Source organism: Chishuiella sp. (assembly GCF_032109125.1).
Lineage (GTDB): Bacteria > Bacteroidota > Bacteroidia > Flavobacteriales > Weeksellaceae > Empedobacter.
On the sequence record NZ_DAMCLZ010000012.1, the window covers coordinates 49,380 to 73,044 of the forward strand.

At 28.4% G+C, this 23,665-nt stretch carries 16 protein-coding genes and 1 tRNA gene; 8 read left to right on the forward strand and 9 right to left on the reverse strand.

Going from position 1 to position 23,665, the window contains the following annotated elements; genetic code table 11:
• Positions 1-43: 43 nt before the first annotated feature.
• The 3 genes from RT575_RS12205 to RT575_RS12215 all read right to left on the reverse strand — a co-directional run bounded on the left by RT575_RS12205 (position 44) and on the right by RT575_RS12215 (position 1,042).
• A complete protein-coding gene (locus tag RT575_RS12205; protein ID WP_313385053.1) occupies positions 44-472 on the reverse strand; it encodes an adenylyltransferase/cytidyltransferase family protein in 429 nt (142 codons plus the stop codon).
• Positions 473-501: 29 nt separating this feature from the next.
• Positions 502-852, reverse strand: a complete 351-nt coding sequence (locus RT575_RS12210) for a phosphomannose isomerase type II C-terminal cupin domain (RefSeq protein ID WP_313581205.1) — start codon at positions 850-852, stop codon at positions 502-504.
• A gap of 117 nt (positions 853-969) precedes the next feature.
• A tRNA-Phe gene (locus RT575_RS12215) sits at positions 970-1,042 on the reverse strand.
• A 182-nt stretch (positions 1,043-1,224) separates the two neighbouring features.
• Here RT575_RS12215 and RT575_RS12220 point away from each other — a divergent pair.
• On the forward strand, positions 1,225-1,686 hold the full coding sequence (locus RT575_RS12220) for an Lrp/AsnC family transcriptional regulator (RefSeq protein WP_313385055.1): 462 nt from the start codon (positions 1,225-1,227) through the stop codon (positions 1,684-1,686).
• Between the two features lie 60 nt (positions 1,687-1,746).
• On the opposite strand, the gene RT575_RS12225 is transcribed toward RT575_RS12220, so the two are convergent.
• The 4 genes from RT575_RS12225 to RT575_RS12240 form a co-directional block, all read right to left on the reverse strand.
• On the reverse strand, positions 1,747-2,442 hold the full coding sequence (locus RT575_RS12225) for a hypothetical protein (protein WP_313581207.1): 696 nt from the start codon (positions 2,440-2,442) through the stop codon (positions 1,747-1,749).
• Between the two features lie 181 nt (positions 2,443-2,623).
• Positions 2,624-3,151 carry a hypothetical protein gene (locus RT575_RS12230; protein ID WP_313581209.1) on the reverse strand — a complete coding sequence of 176 codons (528 nt, stop codon included), beginning with the start codon at positions 3,149-3,151 and terminating at the stop codon, positions 2,624-2,626.
• A 9-nt stretch (positions 3,152-3,160) separates the two neighbouring features.
• Positions 3,161-5,518: an Ig-like domain-containing protein gene (locus RT575_RS12235; protein ID WP_313581211.1), complete on the reverse strand. Its 2,358-nt coding sequence runs from the start codon at positions 5,516-5,518 to the stop codon at positions 3,161-3,163.
• A gap of 64 nt (positions 5,519-5,582) precedes the next feature.
• A complete protein-coding gene (locus RT575_RS12240) occupies positions 5,583-6,110 on the reverse strand; it encodes a hypothetical protein (RefSeq protein WP_313581213.1) in 528 nt (175 codons plus the stop codon).
• Between the two features lie 356 nt (positions 6,111-6,466).
• Between RT575_RS12240 and RT575_RS12245 the strand changes: the two genes are divergently transcribed.
• The 4 genes from RT575_RS12245 to RT575_RS12260 all read left to right on the forward strand — a co-directional run bounded on the left by RT575_RS12245 (position 6,467) and on the right by RT575_RS12260 (position 15,055).
• Complete coding sequence (locus tag RT575_RS12245) at positions 6,467-8,200, forward strand: thiamine pyrophosphate-dependent enzyme (RefSeq protein WP_313385062.1); 1,734 nt, start codon at positions 6,467-6,469, stop codon at positions 8,198-8,200.
• On the forward strand, positions 8,201-9,451 hold the full coding sequence (locus RT575_RS12250; RefSeq protein WP_313581215.1) for an MFS transporter: 1,251 nt from the start codon (positions 8,201-8,203) through the stop codon (positions 9,449-9,451).
• A gap of 116 nt (positions 9,452-9,567) precedes the next feature.
• Complete coding sequence (locus RT575_RS12255) at positions 9,568-10,002, forward strand: hypothetical protein (RefSeq protein ID WP_313581217.1); 435 nt, start codon at positions 9,568-9,570, stop codon at positions 10,000-10,002.
• Between the two features lie 28 nt (positions 10,003-10,030).
• On the forward strand, positions 10,031-15,055 hold the full coding sequence (locus tag RT575_RS12260; protein ID WP_313581219.1) for a DUF4132 domain-containing protein: 5,025 nt from the start codon (positions 10,031-10,033) through the stop codon (positions 15,053-15,055).
• Between the two features lie 76 nt (positions 15,056-15,131).
• On the opposite strand, the gene RT575_RS12265 is transcribed toward RT575_RS12260, so the two are convergent.
• Positions 15,132-17,561 (reverse strand): prolyl oligopeptidase family serine peptidase, encoded by a 2,430-nt coding sequence (locus RT575_RS12265; RefSeq protein ID WP_313581221.1) that lies wholly within the window; start codon positions 17,559-17,561, stop codon positions 15,132-15,134.
• A 181-nt stretch (positions 17,562-17,742) separates the two neighbouring features.
• Here RT575_RS12265 and RT575_RS12270 point away from each other — a divergent pair, with 181 nt between their 5' ends.
• A complete protein-coding gene (locus RT575_RS12270) occupies positions 17,743-20,112 on the forward strand; it encodes a hypothetical protein (protein ID WP_313581223.1) in 2,370 nt (789 codons plus the stop codon).
• A gap of 84 nt (positions 20,113-20,196) precedes the next feature.
• Here RT575_RS12270 and RT575_RS12275 read toward each other — a convergent pair whose 3' ends face one another.
• A complete protein-coding gene (locus RT575_RS12275; protein WP_313581225.1) occupies positions 20,197-22,278 on the reverse strand; it encodes a S8 family peptidase in 2,082 nt (693 codons plus the stop codon).
• Between the two features lie 209 nt (positions 22,279-22,487).
• On the opposite strand from RT575_RS12275, the gene RT575_RS12280 reads away from it, so the two are divergent.
• Together RT575_RS12280 and rimM are read left to right on the forward strand one after the other, a co-directional pair.
• Complete coding sequence (locus RT575_RS12280; RefSeq protein WP_313581227.1) at positions 22,488-23,015, forward strand: 30S ribosomal protein S16; 528 nt, start codon at positions 22,488-22,490, stop codon at positions 23,013-23,015.
• A 23-nt stretch (positions 23,016-23,038) separates the two neighbouring features.
• Positions 23,039-23,563: a ribosome maturation factor RimM gene (rimM, locus tag RT575_RS12285; protein WP_313377019.1), complete on the forward strand. Its 525-nt coding sequence runs from the start codon at positions 23,039-23,041 to the stop codon at positions 23,561-23,563.
• The last annotated feature ends 102 nt before the right edge of the window (positions 23,564-23,665 follow it).

The following is a 23,665-nucleotide window of genomic DNA, read 5'->3' on the forward strand; positions in this document are numbered from 1 at the left end:
TAATAATAAAAAAAGAGATTAAACTATTTAATCTCTTTTTTTATTATTTAGCTATTTTTAATAACTCTTTTTCTGCAACAACTTTTCTTAATCCAGAACTAGAAAATCTATGATCTCTGGAATTGTAATAAAGTTCAATACCTTTTTCTTCGCAGTATTTTCGACCAGTAAAATTATGATCTTTATATTCGATTCCTAATATGCGAATATCTATATCAAAAGATCGTAAAACATCTTCCAAATCTTGTTCTGTTGCATATGGAACAATTTCGTCAACAAATTTACATCCTTTTAACTGTATGTATCTTTCTACAACAGTTTGTGTAGGTTTATTTTTTTCCGGTCTATCTAATGTTGGGTCAGTTTGTAGGCCAACAATTAAATAGTCGCAATTTTTTTTGGCGTCTTCAAGCATTTTTACATGACCAGCATGTAATAAATCAAATGCACTAAAAGTTATTCCAATTTTCATAGTATAGTTTTTTTAGTATTTTAGGATTTTTAATCGTTACTATTACGATTGTAATCATCTTCAATTCGAATGATATCATCTTCTCCAAAATACGTACCATATTGAACTTCAATAAAAATTAATGTTTCAGTACCTATATTTTGAATACGATGTTTTGCGTTTAGAGGGATTTGAACAACCTCACCAGCTTTAAATTTAATATCTTCTCCTTCAAGAGTAACTAGAGCTTCACTTTGAACTATTGTCCAAACTTCTGCACGATGTTCATGATATTGGTAAGATAATCTTCCTCCAACATTAACTTCAATTCTCTTTAGTTTATATATATCAGTATCTTCTAATACATAGTAAGAACCCCAAGGTTTATTTCCTATTTCCATATTTATTGCAAATTACTGAATATTTACATTATTGTGATAACGTATATTCAATTAATAAATTGTGATTTTATTTTAAATAAAAAAACCTCAAACATTTTGTTTGAGGTTTTTTAGCAGTGGTGCCTCCAGGAATCGAACCAGGGACACAAGGATTTTCAGTCCTTTGCTCTACCAACTGAGCTAAGGCACCGCCTATTTTGGATTGCAAATATAAGGTAATGTTTGTTGTTTTACCAAATGTTTTTTATTGTTTTTTTTAAAAAAAATAAAAATAAAGTATATCTATTTATTATATAGTGTTTTAAATATTCATTTTTTTGTTAAAAAAAAATATTATTACTTTTGGATAGGTATAAAAAATAGATTTTTTAAATGGATACATTAGATAATATAGATTTAGAACTACTGAGGGTTTTACAAAAGGATTCTAAATTAACTGTTAAAAAAATTGCTGAAATGGTGAATCTTTCTCCATCTCCAGTATTTGAAAGGATAAAAAGATTAGAACAGCAAGGTTATATAAAGAATTATAGAGCAGTTCTTGATGCAGAAAAGTTAAATAAAGGTTTTATTGTTTTTTGTAATATAAAATTAAAACAACATGATAGAAATATAGGGAATAAACTGGTGGAAGATATTATGTTGATTGATGAAGTTGTAGAATGTTATAATATATCTGGAGAATATGATTTTATTTTGAAAGTTCAAGTTTTAGATATGAAACATTATCAAGATTTTGTATTTAATAAATTAGGAGGCTTAGAAAGTATAGGAAGTACACATAGTTCTTTTGTTATGGCAGAGATTAAGAATACTTATGGAATTAATTTTTAATAAATAAAAACCATTAGATTAAATTTCTAATGGTTTTTATTTATTACATATTTTTTGTGATTAAGAGTTTTCTTTTGCTAATCTTTCCATTGCTTTTTCATGAGCAGATTTTACATCATTCTTAATTTTTTTATCTTGAGTTGATTTTCGGATTTTTTCAGCATGATAGGCTAAATCATCTAATGTCATTTTATAACTAATATAAAAACCTCTATTGTATCTAGAATACGATGATAATCCCCAATTAGCAATTAATTGATTTTTTATTTTTTTAGTTTGATATTCATTCAAATATCGTTGTATTTTAGGAGATAATTCATCTTTAGTTATTGATTTAATAGAACCATCCATTCTACTGAACCAATATTTGTTATCTAATTTAATATATGATTTAGTTCCTAAAATACTTTTAAAAGCTAAATCTCCTAATAAAAGTACTTTTTCAAATTCTGTCTTTTCATTATTCATATAATCCCAATACATTTCAGAAGTCATTCCTACCATTGGACTTTTGTTTACAGTAGAATCATATAATTCTTTCCCACTTTGATAAGAAGCAGCAACATTTTTAAATTCAATTCCAAAGTCTTCACATGCTTTCTGGTATCCAGTAAATGATCCAGAATATTTTTCGAAGTTATCTATGAAAACTCTATAAATACAATAATGTGATATATTAATTAAAACTTTTTTAGTATCGTCTAAAAAACCTTCTATTAATTGAATCGGAAAATTGTAATATTCGTACGAACTCATAACAATTGATTGTTCTAAGGTGATATTAATTTTATCGACTAATATAAGGTAGTTTTAATAAAGTAAAAAATCTTAAATAATTAAGATTAAAGAATAAAGGTAAAATAGAATAAAAATCATAAAAAAGAGGTTTAAAAATTAATTTCAAACCTCTTTTATAAATTGTATTAATTAGAAAAAATTATTTCCAATAATTCCAAACTTTTCCATCAAATATAGCAATTGAATTTCGTGTTGAATCATAACATATCATTCCTGGAAAAGGACTTTTTACATTTTTTTCAGGCATATCAATATATGGTAAAACCATAGCTTTATCTTCTGACTCTAAGACTAAAACGCCTTTAGCATTACTAGAATCTGCACCAATGATAACTCCTGTTCCAATTTCATTAGAAGTGTTGTTTAAATTCATATTAGAAATAGAAGAACTATCTCCAGAATCAGATAAATCAATCCAAGAACCATTTTCATACATTTTTACTTTTGAATCTGTTTGATCAAAAATAAATGTACCTCCATTATTTGTAGCATCTAAATCAGCAGGTGTTGTTGTTACAGCTGGTAATATGATTCCATTTGTATTTTTTACATTATTGAAATCGAAAATAGTACTAGCTCCTTCTGATTTTTCTTTGCCTATTGATACTTGACCATAGGAGATAGAGAATGAACTTATTAATAGAGTGCTATATATTATTTTTTTCATATTTTCTTTTTAATTATTACAAGTTTTTTTGATACAATTCCAGTTAGTTCCGTTGTATAATTTTACACAAAGGTCAGTCTTGTCATAAATAACCATTCCTGGTTTAGGTTCTGTTATTTTAGAAGAACTTGTAACTCTTGTAATAACAAAGCCCTTTTGAGATGATTCTAATGCAATAAAACCATTAGGAATTGTAGTAGGCCAATTGTTTAATTTTTTAGATTTTGTAGAAACTCCAATATTTGTAAATGAATCAGCAATTTCTGTATTAGGTTCTTTTGTACATGTACATGGAACAACTTTTAATCCAGATCCGTATCCATCCATAATAGTTGCTCTATCAACAAGTTGTGTTGCTATAATTTCATTTTCTTTGTCGCTATACCAACTAATTGTGTTGAATGTGTTATTAAAAATCTCTAGCTCTTCTAAAATTATTGATGTAGATGTTCTTTTTCCGTATATTTTTATATTACCATCTCCATCAATAATTACACGAATAATAGGAGTAGAGCTTGCATTAGTAGCTTTTGTTGTGCTAACTGATGTTTTGTTGCTATAAAGAGTATAGATTGCAGGGACATTTCCATCTCCCCATTTAGCTCCATCGCTTTTAAATCTTATATTTTGAACTAAACCTTGAGTTCCTTGAAATTGTATTTCATTTTCAGCTAACTTAGTCCCGTTAATCTGAAGATTGAAAGAATTATCTAATTCATATATGTCAAACTGAAAACCATAATCTGCTGCAGGCATATTAAATGTGTGAGAAACAATTGTTCCTTTTGGTTTTGAACCGTTTGGATAGTTCATAGAAAATGTACTTCCGTTAATGTTTTCCGTACATGGATTTTCAGGAATAGAATTTTCATCTATAGTTACATAAACTTTTTCTTTGTTCGATTTATTTCCACTATTATCAGTAAAAAAGTACTCTACAGAAGTAGCTATACCAGTAAAATCAGAGTTTGGTGTAAATATTAATTGTTTATTTGTTGAGTCAATAGTCCAAATACCTTCTCCTTCTATTGTTAATGGTCCACTTGTTTCTAAAAGGTTTGTTGGATTTATTAATGTAATTGATTTTACATTATTTACATTTTCTGCTTTACCATCTGTTCCTAAATCATTTTTTAATACATCAATTTTTAATGGATTTCCTTTTATTCCTGTAACATTATCAGAATTTGCTACAAGATTTCCTTTATATGTAATAGATATTTTCCCTGCATTAGAACTACCATTACTTGAGTTATCAGTTAGTCTATAATATATAGGTGTAGGATTTCCTGTAAAACTACTTAAAGGTACAAATGTAGTACTACCATAATTACCTGAATCTATATTTATAGTCCATGTTCCTTCATTCGGAACTGTTATTACGTATGGGGCGGCATCATAGTATCTTAAACCAATTGAAGATCCAATTGGAACTAGAGGTTTGAAAGATGAATTAGTAGATGTTGGTTTTGTTTTTCCATCAGATAGTAAATCATTATTAAAAATGTTTAATGTAACAGATTTTCCTTTAGTATTTTCTAAATTTTCATCGTCATTTGCTGTAGGTTCAGCAATATTACATTGTATTTGAGTTGCTGTATTTACGTTTACGCCAGATGGTAGAGCATCATATTCTTCAACTAATATATCATCTATAGCAAAATCATTACCTCTATCTGCAGCAATAGCGCTTTGCATAGCAAAAGAAAAATTCTGTTGATCACATGAATTGCTAGCTAAATAAAACCAGTATGTTTGTTCTTGCCAATTATTAAAACCATTGCCAAAAGAAGGACTTTCCTTTAAGGCAACAGTTGTATTTCCTGAGGGTGAAATTACTCTGTGATTTATTTTTACAGTTCCGTTTTCAACAAATAATTTATAAGTTAATTTATAATATTTTCCTGAAGTAAGTATTGAATTCCCCACAACAATATTTGCAAATGTTGTTCCTGCATTAATTATTAATGCACCTCCGTTACCGCTTTGTCCTACAGTTGCATCTCCTAATTTAATAATGTTAGGCCATACATCATAATAATCTGATGGTAAAGGGTAGTCAAGACCTATAGATTTGTAAATATATTTAGGTCCTACTACTGCATAAAAATTATTTTCAATAGCTTTTGCTTCAGAATAATTGTGATTACCAATATTTTTTGCGTTTGGGTCTGCAAAAATAAAGGTATTATAATCAGTCCCCATTAAAGGAAATACTTTTCTAACAGCTGAATTATCAGTTGGTTTAGTTAAACTTGTAGGAGGTACTCCGAAATTTTCCTGAAATAATATCCTTGAAGTTTGGGCGTTTACAGTCATAACCAAAGTTGTCAAGACTAAGGTTACTAATGTTTTAAAATTGTTCATTGTTATTTTTACTATATTATATTTTTGAAAATGTCATATAGTAGTAATTGGTGGTAAGGTATATTTAGATATTAAAAGGTGGCGGACGAGAAAAATTATGTTTAATATCAAATTTATCTATATATTTTTCTTGATACAAAAAGTGTATTGATTCTTTGTAAACAATAAATTTAAATAATTCATTGTATCCGATTATATCGATTTTTTTTAAATTAGATTTAATTTTTTTGCTAGAAGTAATTTCTATAGCTACATTATTTCTGGATTGTAAAACGGAGATTGAACTAGATGAATTATTTTTAGAAATAAAGATTTTAAAAGATGGTTTTAGTTGTTTTTGGATTTGCTTGACAATTTCTACTTTTTTCTTTATTTTAGAAAAGTTTTTTTTATGATTACTTTTCTTTTCAGTTACTTTTTCTGTAGAAGTTTTTTTTACAGCTTTATCTAAAAAATTCGTTTTTGTACCCTCTACTATAAATATTTTAGTATTATTAGTTATATATACAGAATCATTATTGTTACCAAAAACAGTAATGTTGTACATAAAAAAAACAACAAATGTAAATGTATATTTAATAGCGTTCCTCATTAATCTCTCTAGCTTATTTTTGAGATATTTATATATTCTCAAAAATGGGATGCAAATATATAAACTATTTTTATACTGACAATACTATTGTTTGTTTTTCAGTAAATTAATGATTAAAAAATATAAAGTATCTTTTGGCATAGAAATTGTTTATATTAAAGTGTATAAAATTTAGTAGAGTAAATTTTGTCCTCATGTGTTAATTTTAAGCCTGTTTTCTTTGAACAGGCTTTTTTATTTCCTTACTTCTATTTTATGATAATATTAGCATCAATAATGTAATATTTAACATAACTTTGCCCTCAGTTTTTTAATTATTTTTTATATTGTAGTACTAACAATATAAAACTTATGTTATGGGAAAAAATGTTTCAAAACAAATTGTAGAGCTTTTAGAAAAAGCAAGTATAAAAAGGGTTTATGCTGTCACTGGTGATAGTTTAAACTTTTTTAATATTGCAGTAAAAGAGAGCAAAAAAGTTGATTGGGTTCATGTACGTCATGAAGAGGTTGGTGCATTTGCAGCAACTGCAGAATCTGAACTTGAAGGTATAGCATGTTGTGCTGGTAGTTCTGGCCCTGGTCATGTTCATTTAATCAATGGTGTTTATGAAGCACATAAAACAAGAACTCCTCTTTTAGTTATAGCATCAACATTACCTACAACAGAATTTGGGACTGATTATTTTCAAGAAACTAATACAATTAAATTATTTGAAGACTGTAGTTGCTTTAATCAAGTTGTGACTCGTCCAGAACAAGTTTCAAGGATGGTACAAACAGCCATTCAACATGCTATTTCAAAAAAGGATGTAGCAGTTATTGGTCTTCCTGGTGATATAGCTGAGATGGAAGCTGTAGATAATGTACTAACCAATAGCTTCTTTTTTAATGAGCCTGTAATTACTCCAAATCAAGGTGAATTAGACGAAGCAGTTAAATTAATTAATGACGCTCAACGAGTGACATTATTTTGTGGAATTGGAGCTTCTGATGCAAACAAAGAAGTTGTTGAGTTTTCAAAAAAAATAAATGCTCCAGTAGGTTATTCCTTCAAAGGAAAGATGAGTATTCAGCCTAATAATCCAAATGAAGTTGGTATGACTGGTCTTTTAGGTCAACCTTCAGCATATCATGCAATGCATAAATCAGATTTAATTATTTTGGTAGGAACTGATTTTCCTTATAAAGATTTTATTCCAACTGATAAAAAAATAATTCAAATTGACTCAGAAGGTTCTAAATTAGGTCGACGTGCAAAAATAGATTTAGGTTTAATAGGTAATGCTAAAGATACTTTATCTGCTTTAATACCTTTAGTTAATATAAAAGAAAATCGTGATTTTCTTGATAGTCAATTAGATTTATATAAAAAAGTCATTGAAAATAAAATGACTTATGTGCTTGATAAAGGAAAAGAAAATGCAATTCAACCAGAATATGTTGCATATATTTTAGATGAATTGGCGAATAAAGATGCTATTTTCACTGTTGATACAGGTATGTGCTGTGTTTGGGGAGCTCGATATATTACAGGGACAGGAGAACGTAAAATGTTAGGTTCTTTTAATCATGGTTCTATGGCGAATGCAATGCCTCAAGCAATAGGAGCTCAGTTTACTTATCCTGAAAGACAGATTGTAGCAATGTGTGGTGATGGAGGTTTATCTATGTTACTAGGTGATTTAGCAACAATAAAACAATATAATTTACCAATAAAAATAATTGTTTTTAATAATAGAGCTTTAGGAATGGTGAAACTTGAAATGGAAGTGTCAGGTTTACCTGATAACGAAACAGATATGGTGAACCCAGATTTTGCTCTCGTAGGAAAAGCAATGGGAATAGAAAGTGAAGAAGTTCGAAATCCTGAACAAGTGCCAGATGCAATAGGTAGAGCATTTGCGTACAATGGTCCTTATCTTCTAAATATTTTTACAAATCCAAATGCATTAGCTATGCCACCAAAAATTGGTTTAGACCAAATGGTAGGAATGACAAAATCAATGGCAAAATTGATGCTAGGAGGTAAAATGGATGAAGTTATGGAGACAATAAAATCTAATTATAAACATTTGAAAGACTTATAAGTGAAAAATTCAACAGTATCAGTAACTCAAACCAGCAAAAATCTATTTATAATTGCCTGGGTATTAGGCTTAATTTTTTATTTTATTGATTATGTAACCAGGTCGGCGCCATCATTAATGTTGACGGATTTGGCTAATAATTATTCAATCTCTGAAGAAAACTTAGTGTCATTAGTAGGGTCATATTACTATACATATGCAATTTGTGCTCTTATCGCAGGTGTATGTTTAGATAAGTTTGGTGCTAAAAATTCAATGTTTGCAGGTTGTTTTATACTAGGTATTGGTTGTATTATTTTCGTTGTTTCTTCTCAATTTGTTGGAGAAGTAGGTAGATTATTACAAGGGGCAGGTAGTGCGTTTGCTTTTCCAGGTTGTGTGTATTTAGCTTCAAAAGGATTTTCTAAAAAATTCTTAGCTACAGCAATTGGTTTTACACAATGTGTAGGTATGCTTGGAGGGGCAGCAGGACAATTTTTAGTATCGCCTTTATTAGATTCCTTTATGGATTATAAAACATTTTGGGTTGTATCTGGAATTTTATGTATTATTCCTGCAATTGCAATGTTATTAATGATTCCTAAACCAACAAGTGAAGAAACATTAGGTAATGAAAAAGCTTCATATATTGAACCTTTTAAAGTTATATTTAAAAATAAGGATTCTTGGTTAACAGGGTTAATTTCAGGACTTTTATTTGCTCCAACTACAGTTTTTGCAATGACTTGGGCAGTTAAATTCTTTAAAATGGATTTAGGTTACGAAGCTCACGAAGCAGCAATAACAGCATCTATGGCAGCATTAGGTTGGGTAGTAGGTTGCCCGCTAATGGGAATGTTATCAGATAAATTAGGATTAAGAAAACCTGTTATTATTTTAGGTTGTTTGGGAATGATTATTTCTTTATTACAATTAGTTTATTTACCTGATTTATTTAATGCAAAACTTACTTTCTTTTTATTTGGGATATTTTCTGGTGTAGCAATGATTCCTTATTCTGTAATAAAAGAAGCAAATCCAGACAATGTAAAGGGCTCTTCTACAGGAGTTCAAAATTTTATTACGTTTGGAGTTACATCTCTTTCAGCTCCATTGTTTGCATCAATGTATGGTAATGATTTAACATCTATAACTGACAAATTAGGTCACTATCATAACGCAATATGGTTTTGGATTATAGGGATTATAATAGCAATTGTTTTAACATTTTTATTAAAAGAAACAGGAGAAAAAGCAAATAAAACAAGTTAATAGTAAAATTAATTTATCATAAAAAAAATAGTCAGTAGAATTTCTACTGACTATTTTTTTTGAATGAATTGAAATCGATTATATTTAAAATGTGTTTTTTTTGATAGAATATAATTATGGAAATAAAGGTTAGTGTTAAACAATTAGGAAAAAAATACCCTATTCTTGCTGAAAAAAAAATAGAAATTGATTATCATGAAAATACTATTTCAGTCGAAACTTTATTAAAGCTATTTGTAAAAGAACAAGTAGAAAAATTTAATAATAAGTCATTTGAATTGGAAGATGAGGATTATAAAAAAGAACCTCAAAATAATTACCTTAATATTCTAACAGATACAGGGAAAGTAGGTTTTAATAGTATTTATAATGAAAAAAAAGCTGATTTAGATAAGGCACAAAAAAATGCAATACAAGCTTTTGAAGATGGTATTTTTGCGGTGTTTTATGATGATGAACAGTTGGAGCAACTTGTACAAATTATAAGTTTAAATACAGCACATTCTTTTACTTTTATTAGGCTTACTTTTTTAGCAGGAAGTTATTGGTAATATTAATTTATGATAGAATAAAAAAACAATGGAAATAAGTGAAAAATTAAAATCGAAAATAGTTGTCGATTATTATAAAAATTTAAAAAAGGATTTAAAAGAATTTGTTGAAAAAGGATTTGTAGCAAAACTTTTCTCAAAACCTAAACTAAAAAAAGAAGTTGCTGAATTAGGTTTATTATTACTTGGTCCTGATAATTATTATAATGAAATATCATTAGGATCTTCCGAATTTGAAAAAGTCAAGGAACATATAAAAAATAATATTTGGGAGGATAAAAACTATTACGACTTATTAATATACTGTTTTGGAGATAATGCACATTTAGTAAAATATGCATGGGAAAAAATGCCTTATAAAATGTATCAATCGGGATATGAACGTCGTTCTTTTCGAGCTCCAAATAACGAAAATTTTATAGTTCTTAATCAAGTAAATTTAATAAGGCATTTACTTAAACTATCTAGTTATTATTCTTATAATTCGGGGAATTATTTCTATAATCTTTCTTTAGAAGAACAAATTATATATGATACTCAGCTATCAAATAATCCTAGTCAATTTTATATTTGGTCTGCGGCTATAGATACAGGAAATACAAAAATTTATCAATTATTAGAAGACATAATTTATAATAAACATCAAGAAGGTAAAGTATCAAGAAATATTATAAAAGCATTACTTAATAGTAAACAGCAATACTGTTGGGAACTTGTAGAAAAACTTTTACTCGCAGCACAACGTCAAGAAGGTCTTAGACAAACTATTTTTGAATCTTTGGACGAGAGTAGTGTAGAGGCGTTGCAATATATGATTAATGTAATTATAGAGAATAAATTAACTCGTTTCTCATCTGTTTTACGCGCTGTAGATACATGGACAGGTCTCGGTTGGTTGGCAGAAAAAGAAGCTGTAGTCAAAAATATTGTCTCATTAGCAAATGAATATTTTACCAATCCCGAAGAAATTTCTAAAGCTGTAAAAAGTAAGAATAATAACGAAGTTTATATGGCTCTTTGGGTTCAAGGTGTTTTAGATGTAGAAAAAACAGTTCCTTATTTACATCAGCTTCTTGACAAAGGAAGTATTGAAAAAAAATGTCTTGCAATAAAATTTGCAATAGAAACTCAAGATCCTTATATCCAAATGCCATTATATTATAAAGCAATAATTAATGGAGATATACAAGTTTTATCATTTACAGGAAGTGCTATATCAAATCTGCTAAATGCAAACACAAAATCAAAGTTTTACATAGATAATCAAGATTATCCTGATTTGTTTGAAAGGCTTCATGAATTAACTCAAAAAATTGATATTAAAGAAAAGAAATTTGAAGGAAAAGTTTTCTCTTGGCTTGACACAATTTTTAAAAAGAGTGATTTATATGCATCTATGTTTTGGTTAGTTGGTGAGAATACTGAAAAATTAGATTTGGTTCTTTCTTATTTTGAACAATTTGATTTGACTTTAAGAGAAAATTTAACAAGAAATATTTTAGGAGATTTATACCATTATTCATACTCACCTAAAAAAAATAAAAAAGATGTAACTCCTTTTCAAAAAGAATTTGCGTTTAAAATTATTAAAGATAGAGGAGAAACATTGGTTACTTCTGCAATTAATGTTTTACAACAAGATCCATTAAATAAAGAGGAGGTAATGTCTTTCTATGATTTATTTAAGAGAAAAAATGGAAATCTTAGAAAAAAATTAATTGAGTTAGTAGTAAAACAAGAAGATAGTGTATTAACATCATTGGTTGATGAATTAATCACAAAAGGAGATATAGAACAAAGAACAGCTTCTTTAGATATTATAATTCAACTTGAAAAAGAAAAAAGAATTTCAAGTCAAATAAATCAATGGCTTCAAAACTATTCAGAGAGATCAAGGATTTCTGATAGAGAGCAAATTCTGTTAGATCAGTTAAATTCTTCTGAAGATAAAGAGCTTCTTTCTGTACAAAATGGATTTGGATTTTATAAGCCAACTATTATTTCAGAATATAAATTACCAGAAGTTAATACAGATTCATTTTATAAAAAATCTACAAAGAAGGATAAGTACGGTTTTACTCAACCTATCTCTCATATAAAAGAGGAATTAACGAAGTTAAATGATTTATTTTTAGAAAATAAAGACCACGAATATGAGGCAGAAGACTGGAATGGATCTATGATAAAAGTATTATTGGGGAACGATTTTTCACAGATTAAAAGAAATACTGAAGGTTTTTTAGGACAACAATTAGCTGAGAATTATCCTTTGTATGAAATTTGGGAAAAATGGTATAAGGATTCTAACTTACAATCGATAGATTTATTTTTATTGACATTTGCAGATAGTTGTGATCGTAAAAAGTTTAGAGATGTTTTAGAAGATTATGTATTTTATAATAAAAGTTTTATTCCTAATCCTATTACAAATGGTTATTATTGGAATAATCCTATTCGAAAAATTTTAACTTCATTAAACTATAAATTTGTATTTGAAGAATATATCGATTTTTTAATTGATGCTTGTAGTAATTTATTTGTCCACCTTCCAAATGATATAATTAATTATAAAGGAAAACAGGAAGATTATTACTATAGTCGAGACGAAGGAAATGGTTGGCAAAGAGAAGGATTTTTTAATGTCTTTTTAAATGCAATTCCATTAAAAGAATTAAATGATGAGCAGTTTATAAAAGTTTGGAATTTGTATAGATGGATGCAATTTAATGGATTAGAAGAAAATATAAAACACACTGTTCCTAATCTGTATTTATTTTCTAGAGCTTACGAATTAAAAATTATTACAAAGGATGAACTATATGAAGGTATTTTAACAAAGCAAGGAAATATAAGAGAGTTAACAACAATTAAATCGTATAATAATAATGAAAAAAATATCGATACGTTTTCTTTTCTTAGACCAATAATTAATGAGATTAGAGACAAATTTTTAGATATAGAATTAATACGTGGTGATGCGAATACTTCTGTTTCTCATTTTGTACAAGAATTTCAATCTATATACGGAACTAAACGATTTGTACAAATTTTAAAAGGCTTAGGCAAGGTTAAGTTATATGCCAATTATATTTATAGCTATAATGGAGATAATATGACTAAACAAAAACTGTTTTCTTTTCTATTATCCAATTGTTATCCTCTAGAAACAGACACTCAGGAAGAATTTAATAGGATTGTTAAAAAAGAAAAAATAACAGAACTTCGTCTTATTCAAGCTGCTGTATATGCTCCACAATGGCAAAAATTTATTAGTGATTATTTAGGTTGGAAAGGCTTAGATTCTGCTATTTGGTGGATGCATGCACATACTAAAACAAGTTCTTATCAGGTTAAAGATTCTGGATTAGAAAGTGAAGTAGCAAAGTATTCTTCAGTTGATATTCAAGATTTTCAGGATGGAGCTGTAGATAAGGATTGGTTTGCAAAAGCGTATAAAGAGCTTGGTAAAACACGATGGGAAATGTTATATGATTCTGCTAAATATATTTCAGATGGTAATGGTCATCGTAGAGCAAGATTATATTCAGATACATTATCAGGAAATTTAAAAATAAAAGAAGTTTCTACAAGAGTAAAAGAAAAAAGAGATCAGGATTATCTTCGTGTTTATGGATTAGTACCTCTAAGTAAAGCTAATCCACAAAAAGATGTCTTGAATAGATATGAATACATTCAGCAGTTTAAGAAAGAAAGCAAACAGTTTGGTTCAATGAAACAAACGAGCGAGGCTTTGGCAATTCGTGTTGCTTTAGAAAATTTAGCTAGGAATGCTGGTTATCCAGATCCAATTCGATTAACTTGGGCAATGGAAACGAGACAGATTCAGGATATTTTATCTAAGGAAACTCAAATCACAATTGATGGAGTTACTGTAGGCTTAATTATAGATGACAATGGTAAGGCTGAATTAGTAGTTTTTCGAGATGATAAACAACTAAAATCTATTCCTCCAAAAATTAAAAAAGATAAAAGTATTATTGATTTAACTACTACTAGAAAAATAATGCGAGAGCAGTGGACTCGTTCTCGTAAAGGATTAGAAGAAGCAATGATAAGAGGTGATGAGTTTCTTTATGCTGAAATGAAGAATCTTTTTGAGCATCCAATTATTGTAAAACATTTAGAAAAATTAGTCTTTATATCTAATAATAAAATAGGATTTTTTCGAAATGGAAATTTAGTTGATGCAAATGGTGAAATATATGAATTAGATGAAAATAATACAGTAAGAATAGCTCATTGTGTCGATTTACATGATCAATCGGTTTGGAGTGATTTTCAACACTATTGTTTTAAAGAAAAATTAATTCAACCATTTAAACAAGTTTTTAGAGAGTTATATGTTCCTACACCTGATGAATTACAAGAAAAATCAATATCTCGTAGATATGCAGGACATCAAATTCAAACAAAACAAACTTTAGCATTATTAAAGACAAGAGGTTGGAAAGTAGATTACGAAGAAGGACTACAAAAAGTTTATCATAAAGAAGGTTTTCAAGTAAAATTGTATGCAATGGCAGATTGGTTTTCTCCTGCAGATGTAGAAAGTCCAACGCTTGAGACAATTGAATTTCATTCTTTAAAAGATTATAAAAATATTCCTTTTACGGACATTAATCCAAGAATATTTTCTGAAGTAATGCGAGATATAGATTTGGTAGTTTCAGTTGCTCATGTAGGAGATGTAGATCCAGAAGCTAGTCATTCATCTATTGAAATGCGTTCTGTCTTAATGAAGGAAACAGCTAGATTATTTAAAATTGATAACATAAAAATTGAAGGCTCGCATGTTTTAATCAAAGGTGAAATGGCAGATTATAGTGTGCATCTAGGAAGTGCGGTTGTACATCAAGTTCCTGGAAAATATTTATCTATACTTCCTGTTCATTCACAGCATAGAGGAAGATTATTTTTACCTTTTGCTGATGATGATCCTAAATCTGCAGAGGTCTTATCTAAAGTTTTATTATTAGCAAAAGATAATCAAATACAGGATCCAACGATACTTTCACAAATAAGTAGAAAATAATATATAAAATTTTGATATTGTAAGTTGATTCATAAAAAAAATAGTCAGTAGAAACTCTACTGACTATTTTTTTGATTTAATCTTTTTTATTTTTTACATATTTTTCTAACCATTGATCTTGCTCCCAAAGAACATGTAATACATTTTCTTTCGCAGAGTAACCATGAGATTCTTTTGGTAATAAAACAAAACGAGTTGTAGCACCTAAACCTTTAAGAGCATTAAAATATCGTTCAGATTGCATAGGGAAAGTTCCTGTATTATTATCAGCATCTCCGTGAATTAGTAATAAAGGCGTTTTCATTTTGTCAGCATTCATAAAAGGAGACATTGTAATATAAACTTCTGGTGCTTCCCAATAATTTCTTTGTTCAGATTGAAAGCCAAAAGGAGTTAATGTTCTATTATATGCACCAGATCTTGCTATACCTGCAGCAAATAAATTTGAATGAGATAATAAATTAGCGGTCATAAAAGCTCCATAAGAATGTCCACCTACAGCAACTCTTTTCGTATCAATATAACCTAAAGCATTAACAGCGTCAATTGCAGCTTTAGCATTGGCTACTAATTGAGGAATAAATGTATCATTTGGTTCTTCTTTACCTTCTCCAATAATAGGGAATGCAGCATTATCTAAAATAGCATATCCTCTTAAAGCCCAGAAAACAGGTCCTCCATAAGATGGGGATGTAAATTGATTTTCTGATGTAGTAACTTGTCCAGCTGTAGCAGCGTCTTTAAATTCTCTTGGATAAGCCCACATTAACATAGGTAACTTTTCCTTTTTCTTTTTATCGTAATTAGGTGGTAAATATAATGTACCAGATAATTCAACACCATCTGCTCGTTTATAAGTTATTAATTCTTTTGAAACATTGTTCATTGCTTCAAAAGGGTTTTTTCTAAAAGTTACTTGTTTTGGTGCTGATTTCTTTTTATAAATATCTCTAACATATAGATTAGGATAATTTGTTTTTGATTGAACTTGTTCTAAAATAATTCCTTTTTTAGGATCAATAACTCGAACAATAGCTTCTAAATCATTTGATTTTTTTGCTCTCCATAATCGATTAGTTTTTTGAGTTTTTATATCAAATTCATCAACAAATGGTAAAATTCCTTCAGGAGAAATACCTTCTCCAGTTAACATTAATTTATCTTTATTAATGTATAGAACATTATATCCAAATTCATTTTCATTTGTAACAAAATTACCAGGATTATTATAAGCATCTTGGGTATTACGTTCAAAAAAGCGAATAGGTTGTTGTGTGCTATTTGATGGATTAAATAAATAATAACTCTCACTTCTTGAATTATACCAAGAATCACGAACTAATGCAATATCATTATTCCCCCAAATTATACCACGATATCTATCTTTTACCTTTACTAATAATTCACTATTCCCATTAAAAGGAGCATTTAATTGATAAACAGCATCTCTGTATTCTGCTGGTTTATTTGCATCACCTTCATCTAGCGCTTGTACCCAATATAAAGTAGAAGGTTTATCAGCTCTCCAATAAAGGTTTCTTTTTCCTTTTGTTGTAGATGCAAAGCCTTTTGGAACGACTTCTTGTAATTCTTGTTGATCAACTTCTTTAATTAATTTTCCATTACTATCATAAACGGTTTCTGTAGAAGGAAACCTATAGTAAGTTACAATGTAAGAGAAAGGTTTTTTGATTTCGTTAATTAATATATATTTTCCATCAGGTGAAGTAGAAATGTTTGTATACATTCCTTGATCCTTCCATTTACTTTTACTTCCTGTTTCAATATTTATTTTTACTAATTCTGATAATGCTAATTGTTCAAAATTAAATTCATCATTTTTATTTTTTAATAAATCTTGATATGTTCTATTTTGCGCTTCTTTACCATCGGAAACAGAAACAGTAGGACCTGTTGCTACAGCATCAGCTGTATTGATTAATTCTTTTCTTGAAGCTGGGATTACATTTACGATGATTTCATTATCTGATGTCCAACTGTATGGAGATCCTAAATTTGCATTTAATTTATCTTCATAAACTTTTTTTGCAACTAATGTATTTACATCAATTATCCATAATTCAACACCTTTATCCGTTGTATTAGTAACAGCGTATTTAGTTTGATTTTTATTCCAAGATTGATTAGAAAAACGTCCAATTGTAGGTAAACCATTAATTGTTTTTTCTTGAGAAGTTTTTAAGTCGTAAAACGTTATTTTTTCACTAAATAACTCTCTAGAATTAATATTTGTTATAGGATTAATTCTTAAACCGGCTAATTTTAATTCAGGTTCTGATAGTTCTTGAATTGTTTTGTAACGGCTTTTATAAGATAAAAAACTGTTTTCTGCTTTTCGATCTGTCGAAATTACTGGAGGTAATTCTGCATCGGCTAATTGTAGTATTTCTTGTGGTGGAGTTTGGTAAGTAATGTTCTCCTGTGCTTGTAAGGTAGAGCTGAAAGTCATTGCTAAAAATAGTAATGAGTATATTGTTTTTTTCATGAAATGTTAATTTAATACTAAGATATAAAATTAATATTAAGCATATTTATTACTTTCTATGAAATGTTTAATCAATTAATCATTATATTTTATTTTCTGTAATATAGAGTAGAAAAAGAAATATAAAATAATGCAGAGCAAAATAAAATACTATATTTATTTTTTATTTAAAAACACATTAATGAACTCTAGAATTTTGTATTTCATCTTCTGTATTTTATCTATATCTGTTAATGCTCAATCAAGATTAGATTCCGCAATTAAGATTCTTGAAGAAAAATATACACAAGAAAAAGTTTACCTTTTATTTGATAATGAAAACTATACTGCAGGAGATAATATTTGGTTTAAAGCTTTTGTATTCAATGGCTATAAGCCCACACAAATTTCTACAAATTTATTTGTAGAATTATATGATAAAGATAAAAATTTATTAGATAGAAAAATAGTTCCTATTACTGAAGGTCAAAGCGAAGGGACAATAACTATGAAAAAGGATATTTCTGAGGGTGTATATTTTATTCGTTCATATACACCATACATGACTCTTTTTCCTGAAGAATTTCAGTATATTAAAGAGGTTAAAATTTATAATCCGAACTCAAAATTAAAATTAGTAAAAAATGATACGAATAAATGGCAAGCCGAGGTAATTTCAGAAGGTCATAATTTTGTTGAAAATCAAACAACTAAATTTGCTGTAAGATTAAAATCAGATGGAGATTTGCCTAAAAATTGGGAAGGTTTTGTTTTTGAAAAAGACAATCCATCTAATCAATTAGTTTCTTTTAAGAATTTAGATGAAAATGTATCATCTTTTCACTTTAGAGCAGATTCTGATAAAGCATATCAATTGCAAATTGTTGATGATAAAAATAATAAACAAATTATAGATTTACCAAAAGCAGAAAAAAGTGGATTATTATTTAAGGTTGTTAAGAATAATGATGATATTGCTTTACAGTTAAAGGGTGTAAATTTACCTCACCAATTATTAAATTATAAAATTATTGGAACAATTAATAATCAACATGTATTTGATGCTAAGATTGTAAAAGAGGTTGCGTCAATTTCTAACATAATTCCAAAAGATATATTGCAAACATTTAATGGAGTTATAAATTTTACAGTGTTTAATGAAAATGATGAGGTAGTTGCAAATCGTTTACTTTTTATAAATAAAGATAAATTAAGTACGAAACCTGATATAGAGTTAGATATAAATAAAACACCTCGCTCAATTAATTCTATAAAAATAAATAATCAAGATCAAGTACAATTGAGTTCTGTAATTAGAACAGAGTCTGATAATGATAATTTATTGTCATCAATGTGGTTAACAAATGATTTTACATCAAAAATATCAAATCCAGCTCAATATTTTATCAATAATGAAAGTGATGAAGCATTAGATGCTTTATTAATTTCAGAGAATTGGAAAAGATTTAATTGGAATGAATTACTTGAAGGCAAATCCCCTACAATAACAGATTATTATAACCATTATTTGTCATATGTTGGAAAAACATATTTAAATGGAACAGAATTAAGAAATTCTTCATTAAGTATAGTTTTGAAACCTCAAGATTCTGAAAAAGAATTTTTTGTTTCAGAAACAGATTCTGAAGGTAATGTTACATTAGATAACTTGTTTTATTATGGACCAATTGGTTTGAATTATTTTTTAAATGAAAAAAGTTTAGGAAGTGGAAAAAGTTTAGTTTTCTCAATGTTTCCAACTTTTAGAAATTTTAATTATCGTTCAGAATTACCACCAACAAATTATTTATTAAAAGAAATTAAATCATCAGATTTACCAAAAGATATAAAAGATCAAATAACGACAATTGATAATGCGAAACGAATAAATAAAAAAACGATTCAATTAAAAGAAGTTCTTGTTCGATCTGATAGTAAAGCAAAAACAAATAAGTTAAATGACGAATTATCAACAGGAAGATTTAGAAGCTTAAATGAAAAAATTATAGACTTTGTTAATGAGGATCAACCTGTGCAAGCCTATTCCAATATAATTGATTTTTTAGTAGGTAGAGTTCCAGGTCTTACAGCTTCTAAAGGTCAGTCTGGAGAAAGTATACCTATGATTAGAAATTCTGCAGCAGCTGTATATGTTGATGAAATTAATGTTTCTCCTGATAACCTTACTTCTATTAATGTTAACAATATAGCAATGGTAAAAGTTTTTAAGGGATCTGGTTTATTGGGAAATGCTATTGCAATTTATACTAAAAGAGGTTCTGATAGAAAACCTGATCCTATGGATAATTTAATGAGTACAACCAATTATATACAATTACAAGGTTATAATAAAGCATTACCATATTTTAATTTAGATGATTACGAAATGTTTTATTCTGAACTTGATAATGATGTGAGAGATGTACTATATTGGAATACAAATATTGATACTGATAATGATGGAGCAACTATTGAATATTACAATAATGATAAGCCTAAGGATTATAAATTAACTGTAATTGGATTTAAAATTGATGGAACTCCAATTTTTTATGAAGGTAAAATAAATTAAAATTTAACTTAGTTCTTAACTTTATAAAGTTAAAAAAGCATTTCTTCTTATTAAGAAATGCTTTTTTTATTTTTGAAAACGAATCTATTGTTTTATAATTTTTTTTGTTATAACCTCTTTATCAGTTTTTATTTTAATAATATAAACTCCGGATGATAGTGATGATACATTAATTTTTTCTGAATTTGTTGTCGAAATTAATTTTCCCGATATATCAATTAATTGAACTGTTTCAATTTTATCTTCAGTTTTTATATTAACAACATCTTTTGCTAAAGTAGGATAAATTGTTAAAACGTTTTTTGAAACAATAGTTGATTTATCTTCTTGTGCACCAGTAATTAATAGTGTGTAAATTTGATTAGAACTGGTTCCGTTATTATCAACTAATGTATTTTTGTTTGAAATAATAATTTTATATTTTCTTCCTGAAATAGGGGTTTTAATTAATATTTGCTCAATATTATCTACAGTATTATCTCCTTTTATAGCAGCACCAGTTACATTAGATAAATCTAATTTCCATGGTAAATATTCATCATTTGTTTCTGTGTCAATTAGTCGAATATCTAAATCATTAATAAGTTTAGATGAAGTGTCATTAATCAATCCTGTTATCATTTTTTTATAATTGGAAGTAGGAGGGTCTATCCATGTAATTGTAGCCTTTAATTCTTCCCCAACTTTTGAGGAAATTAATTTTTCCTGATTAATTCCCGAAATTTTTTCATTTCTCTCAAAAATTATTTCTTTATTATGCGCTGCTAAAACAACTTCAGCCGCTTTTTTCCCATCTAAAAGTCCCCATCCAAATTTGTTGTCAGGTCCATCAAACTCTCCAGCTTTTTCTGTTGTATGTAATAGTATAGCTCTTACTTCATCTGAGTTAAAGTAATAAGTGTTATCGCCAGTTAATAATCGTTTTAGTTGAGTGATAGCACCAACAACCCCAGTTACTTTTGGAGCAGAGTATGATGTACCACTACCTATATCATAAGCATTGTTTGAACTACTTGTAGGGGATATGACCCTTGTACCAACAGCAACTAAATCAGGTTTTATAGCTCCATCTTTTCTTGGTCCAGCGCTACTATAGCTTGAATGTATAATTTGAGATGGCGATGTAAATTTGAAATTACTAGAAGTAGGTATGTCTACAGAGCCAACTACAATTATATTTTTTGCTAGTGAACCAAAGCTGATACAATATGCACCAGATTGACAATTATCTTCAGGGATTAAATCTCCATCTGTAAACTTAGTGTCATCACTTTTATATAAATTGAAATTATAACGAGCATAACTATTTGGCCCATCTCCGTATTCATTACCAGCAGATTTTACTATAGTATATTTAGGAAAGTTATATCCTATGGCATCATAATTATAGTCATTTGAATAATATGCACCATAAGCACTCTGTTGGGGAGACGTAAATGATGTTGTTGATAGATTATATTTTAAAGCATATCCTAAAGCATTTGTATTATCCTCTATTAATTCCCATCCTAAATTTGTTCCATAAGAATGATTAGAAATGTATTTATCAAAATTTAATAATTTTTCGAAGATAGTTAAATCATTTACCGTTTTAAACCCAGCAGTTGTAACTCTAGCATTAGGTAAAACACCTTTCGCACCATTAGGAAATGTAGCAGTAACAGTACCTGTTACATTATCTGTTTGAGTAATAGTATTAACTCCTTCAGCAGCAATAAAACCAGATACAGCAGTAGAATGATTACTTATACTTTCAGCTCCATTCTCTAAATCTGATACACGACTTTTCCCAGAATTTTCTTTATCGCTAAATTCTACATGTGTTGTTAATGGAGCACCACCATCAAAAATAGTGATTTCCATGTTTTGTCCATTTAGATAGAAATTGCCAATTTGCCCATTTTGTAAATCTTCAATATTAGAGGCAATATTAGCTCTATTATCTAATAATTTATTATAAACAATAAACTCATCTGTAGCTGCAGCAATAGATGAAATTTCTTCATTTTTATTAAGTTTACTTTTTTTACTTTGTTTTCTATTGAATATCGCTTCATTTTGCTGTTTTTCTAATTTAAATTTAGTCAATAATTGTTCTTTATTTTGAGCAAAATTTATATTGCATAATATAGAAAATAGTGCTATAGATAGTAATTTTTTATTCATATTTTTTCATTAATCATTTTTAATAAAATGAACAATAGGTTAATAATTATACTTTGTTTTGAATAAAGTAAACTTAGAAAGTTATTCTTCCACAATACTAAATTTTAAGGAACAATATAACTAAATTATAGTATTATTTTAAATAAATCCTTATCTTTGCACCTCAAATTTGTAAAACGGGACGAGTTCCCTAAATAATTAGTTATAATATGGCTACAAAAATTAGATTACAAAGACATGGTCGTAAAGGAAAACCATTCTTTCACATCGTAGTTGCTGATTCAAGAGCAAAACGTGATGGTCGTTTCATCGAAAAATTAGGTACTTACAACCCTATTACTAACCCTGCAACAGTTGAATTAAACGTTGAAGCAGCAGTAAAATGGTTACAAACAGGTGCTGAACCAACAGATACGGCTAAAGCTTTATTATCTTACAAAGGTGCTTATATGAAAAAACACTTATTAGGTGGTGTTGCTAAAGGAGCATTCTCTGAAGAAGAAGCTGAAAAACGTTTCGCAGCTTGGTTAGAAGCTAAAGATGCTAAAGTTCAAGCTAAAAAAGACGGTTTAACTTCAAACGCTGCTGCTTCTAAAGCTGCTGCATTAGAAGCTGAAAAAGCTGTTAATGCTGCTCGTGTAAAAGCTGCTCAAGAAGCTGAAGTTGCTGCACAAGTAGAGGAAACTCCTGCTGAAGAAGCAGAGGGTACAACTGAAGAAGTTGCTACAGAAGAATAATTTTAAAGTTCAGAAACGTTCCAATGACAAAAAATGATTGCTACTATTTAGGAAAAATTACCAAGAGACATGGTTTCAAAGGTAATGTAATCATCTATTTGGATACGGACGAACCAGAATTATACGATACTTTGGAAGCAGTGTACATCGAACAAGATGGTGCACTGGTTCCATTTTTTTTCGAAACTGCTCAACCTTATCAAGGAAATAAATTATTAGTGAAATTTGAAGATGTAGAAGACGAAACAGTTGATAAATTAATCAATCGTGAATTATATCTACCTTTAAAATCTTTACCAAAACTAACAGGAACAGATTTTTATTACCACGAAATTATAGGTTTCACCATCTATGACCAATCTAATACAGAGGTCGGAACAATAAAATCTGTAAACGATTCTGCTGCACAAGCTTACTTTGAAGTGGATGCGCAAGGAAAAGAAATTCTTATTCCAATGATTAATGATTGGATTCTTGAAGTAAATCGCGAAGAAAAAGCAATGTTAGTTCAAATCCCAGACGGTTTACTAGAAATCTATTTAGGGTAATATTATTTTTTGGGCGTTCCCTATCGGGCGTGCTTTCCGTTGCAATCTTTTATAAAAAAAGAAAACAATAGCAGTTATTGGATGTTATATTATTTTTTATAA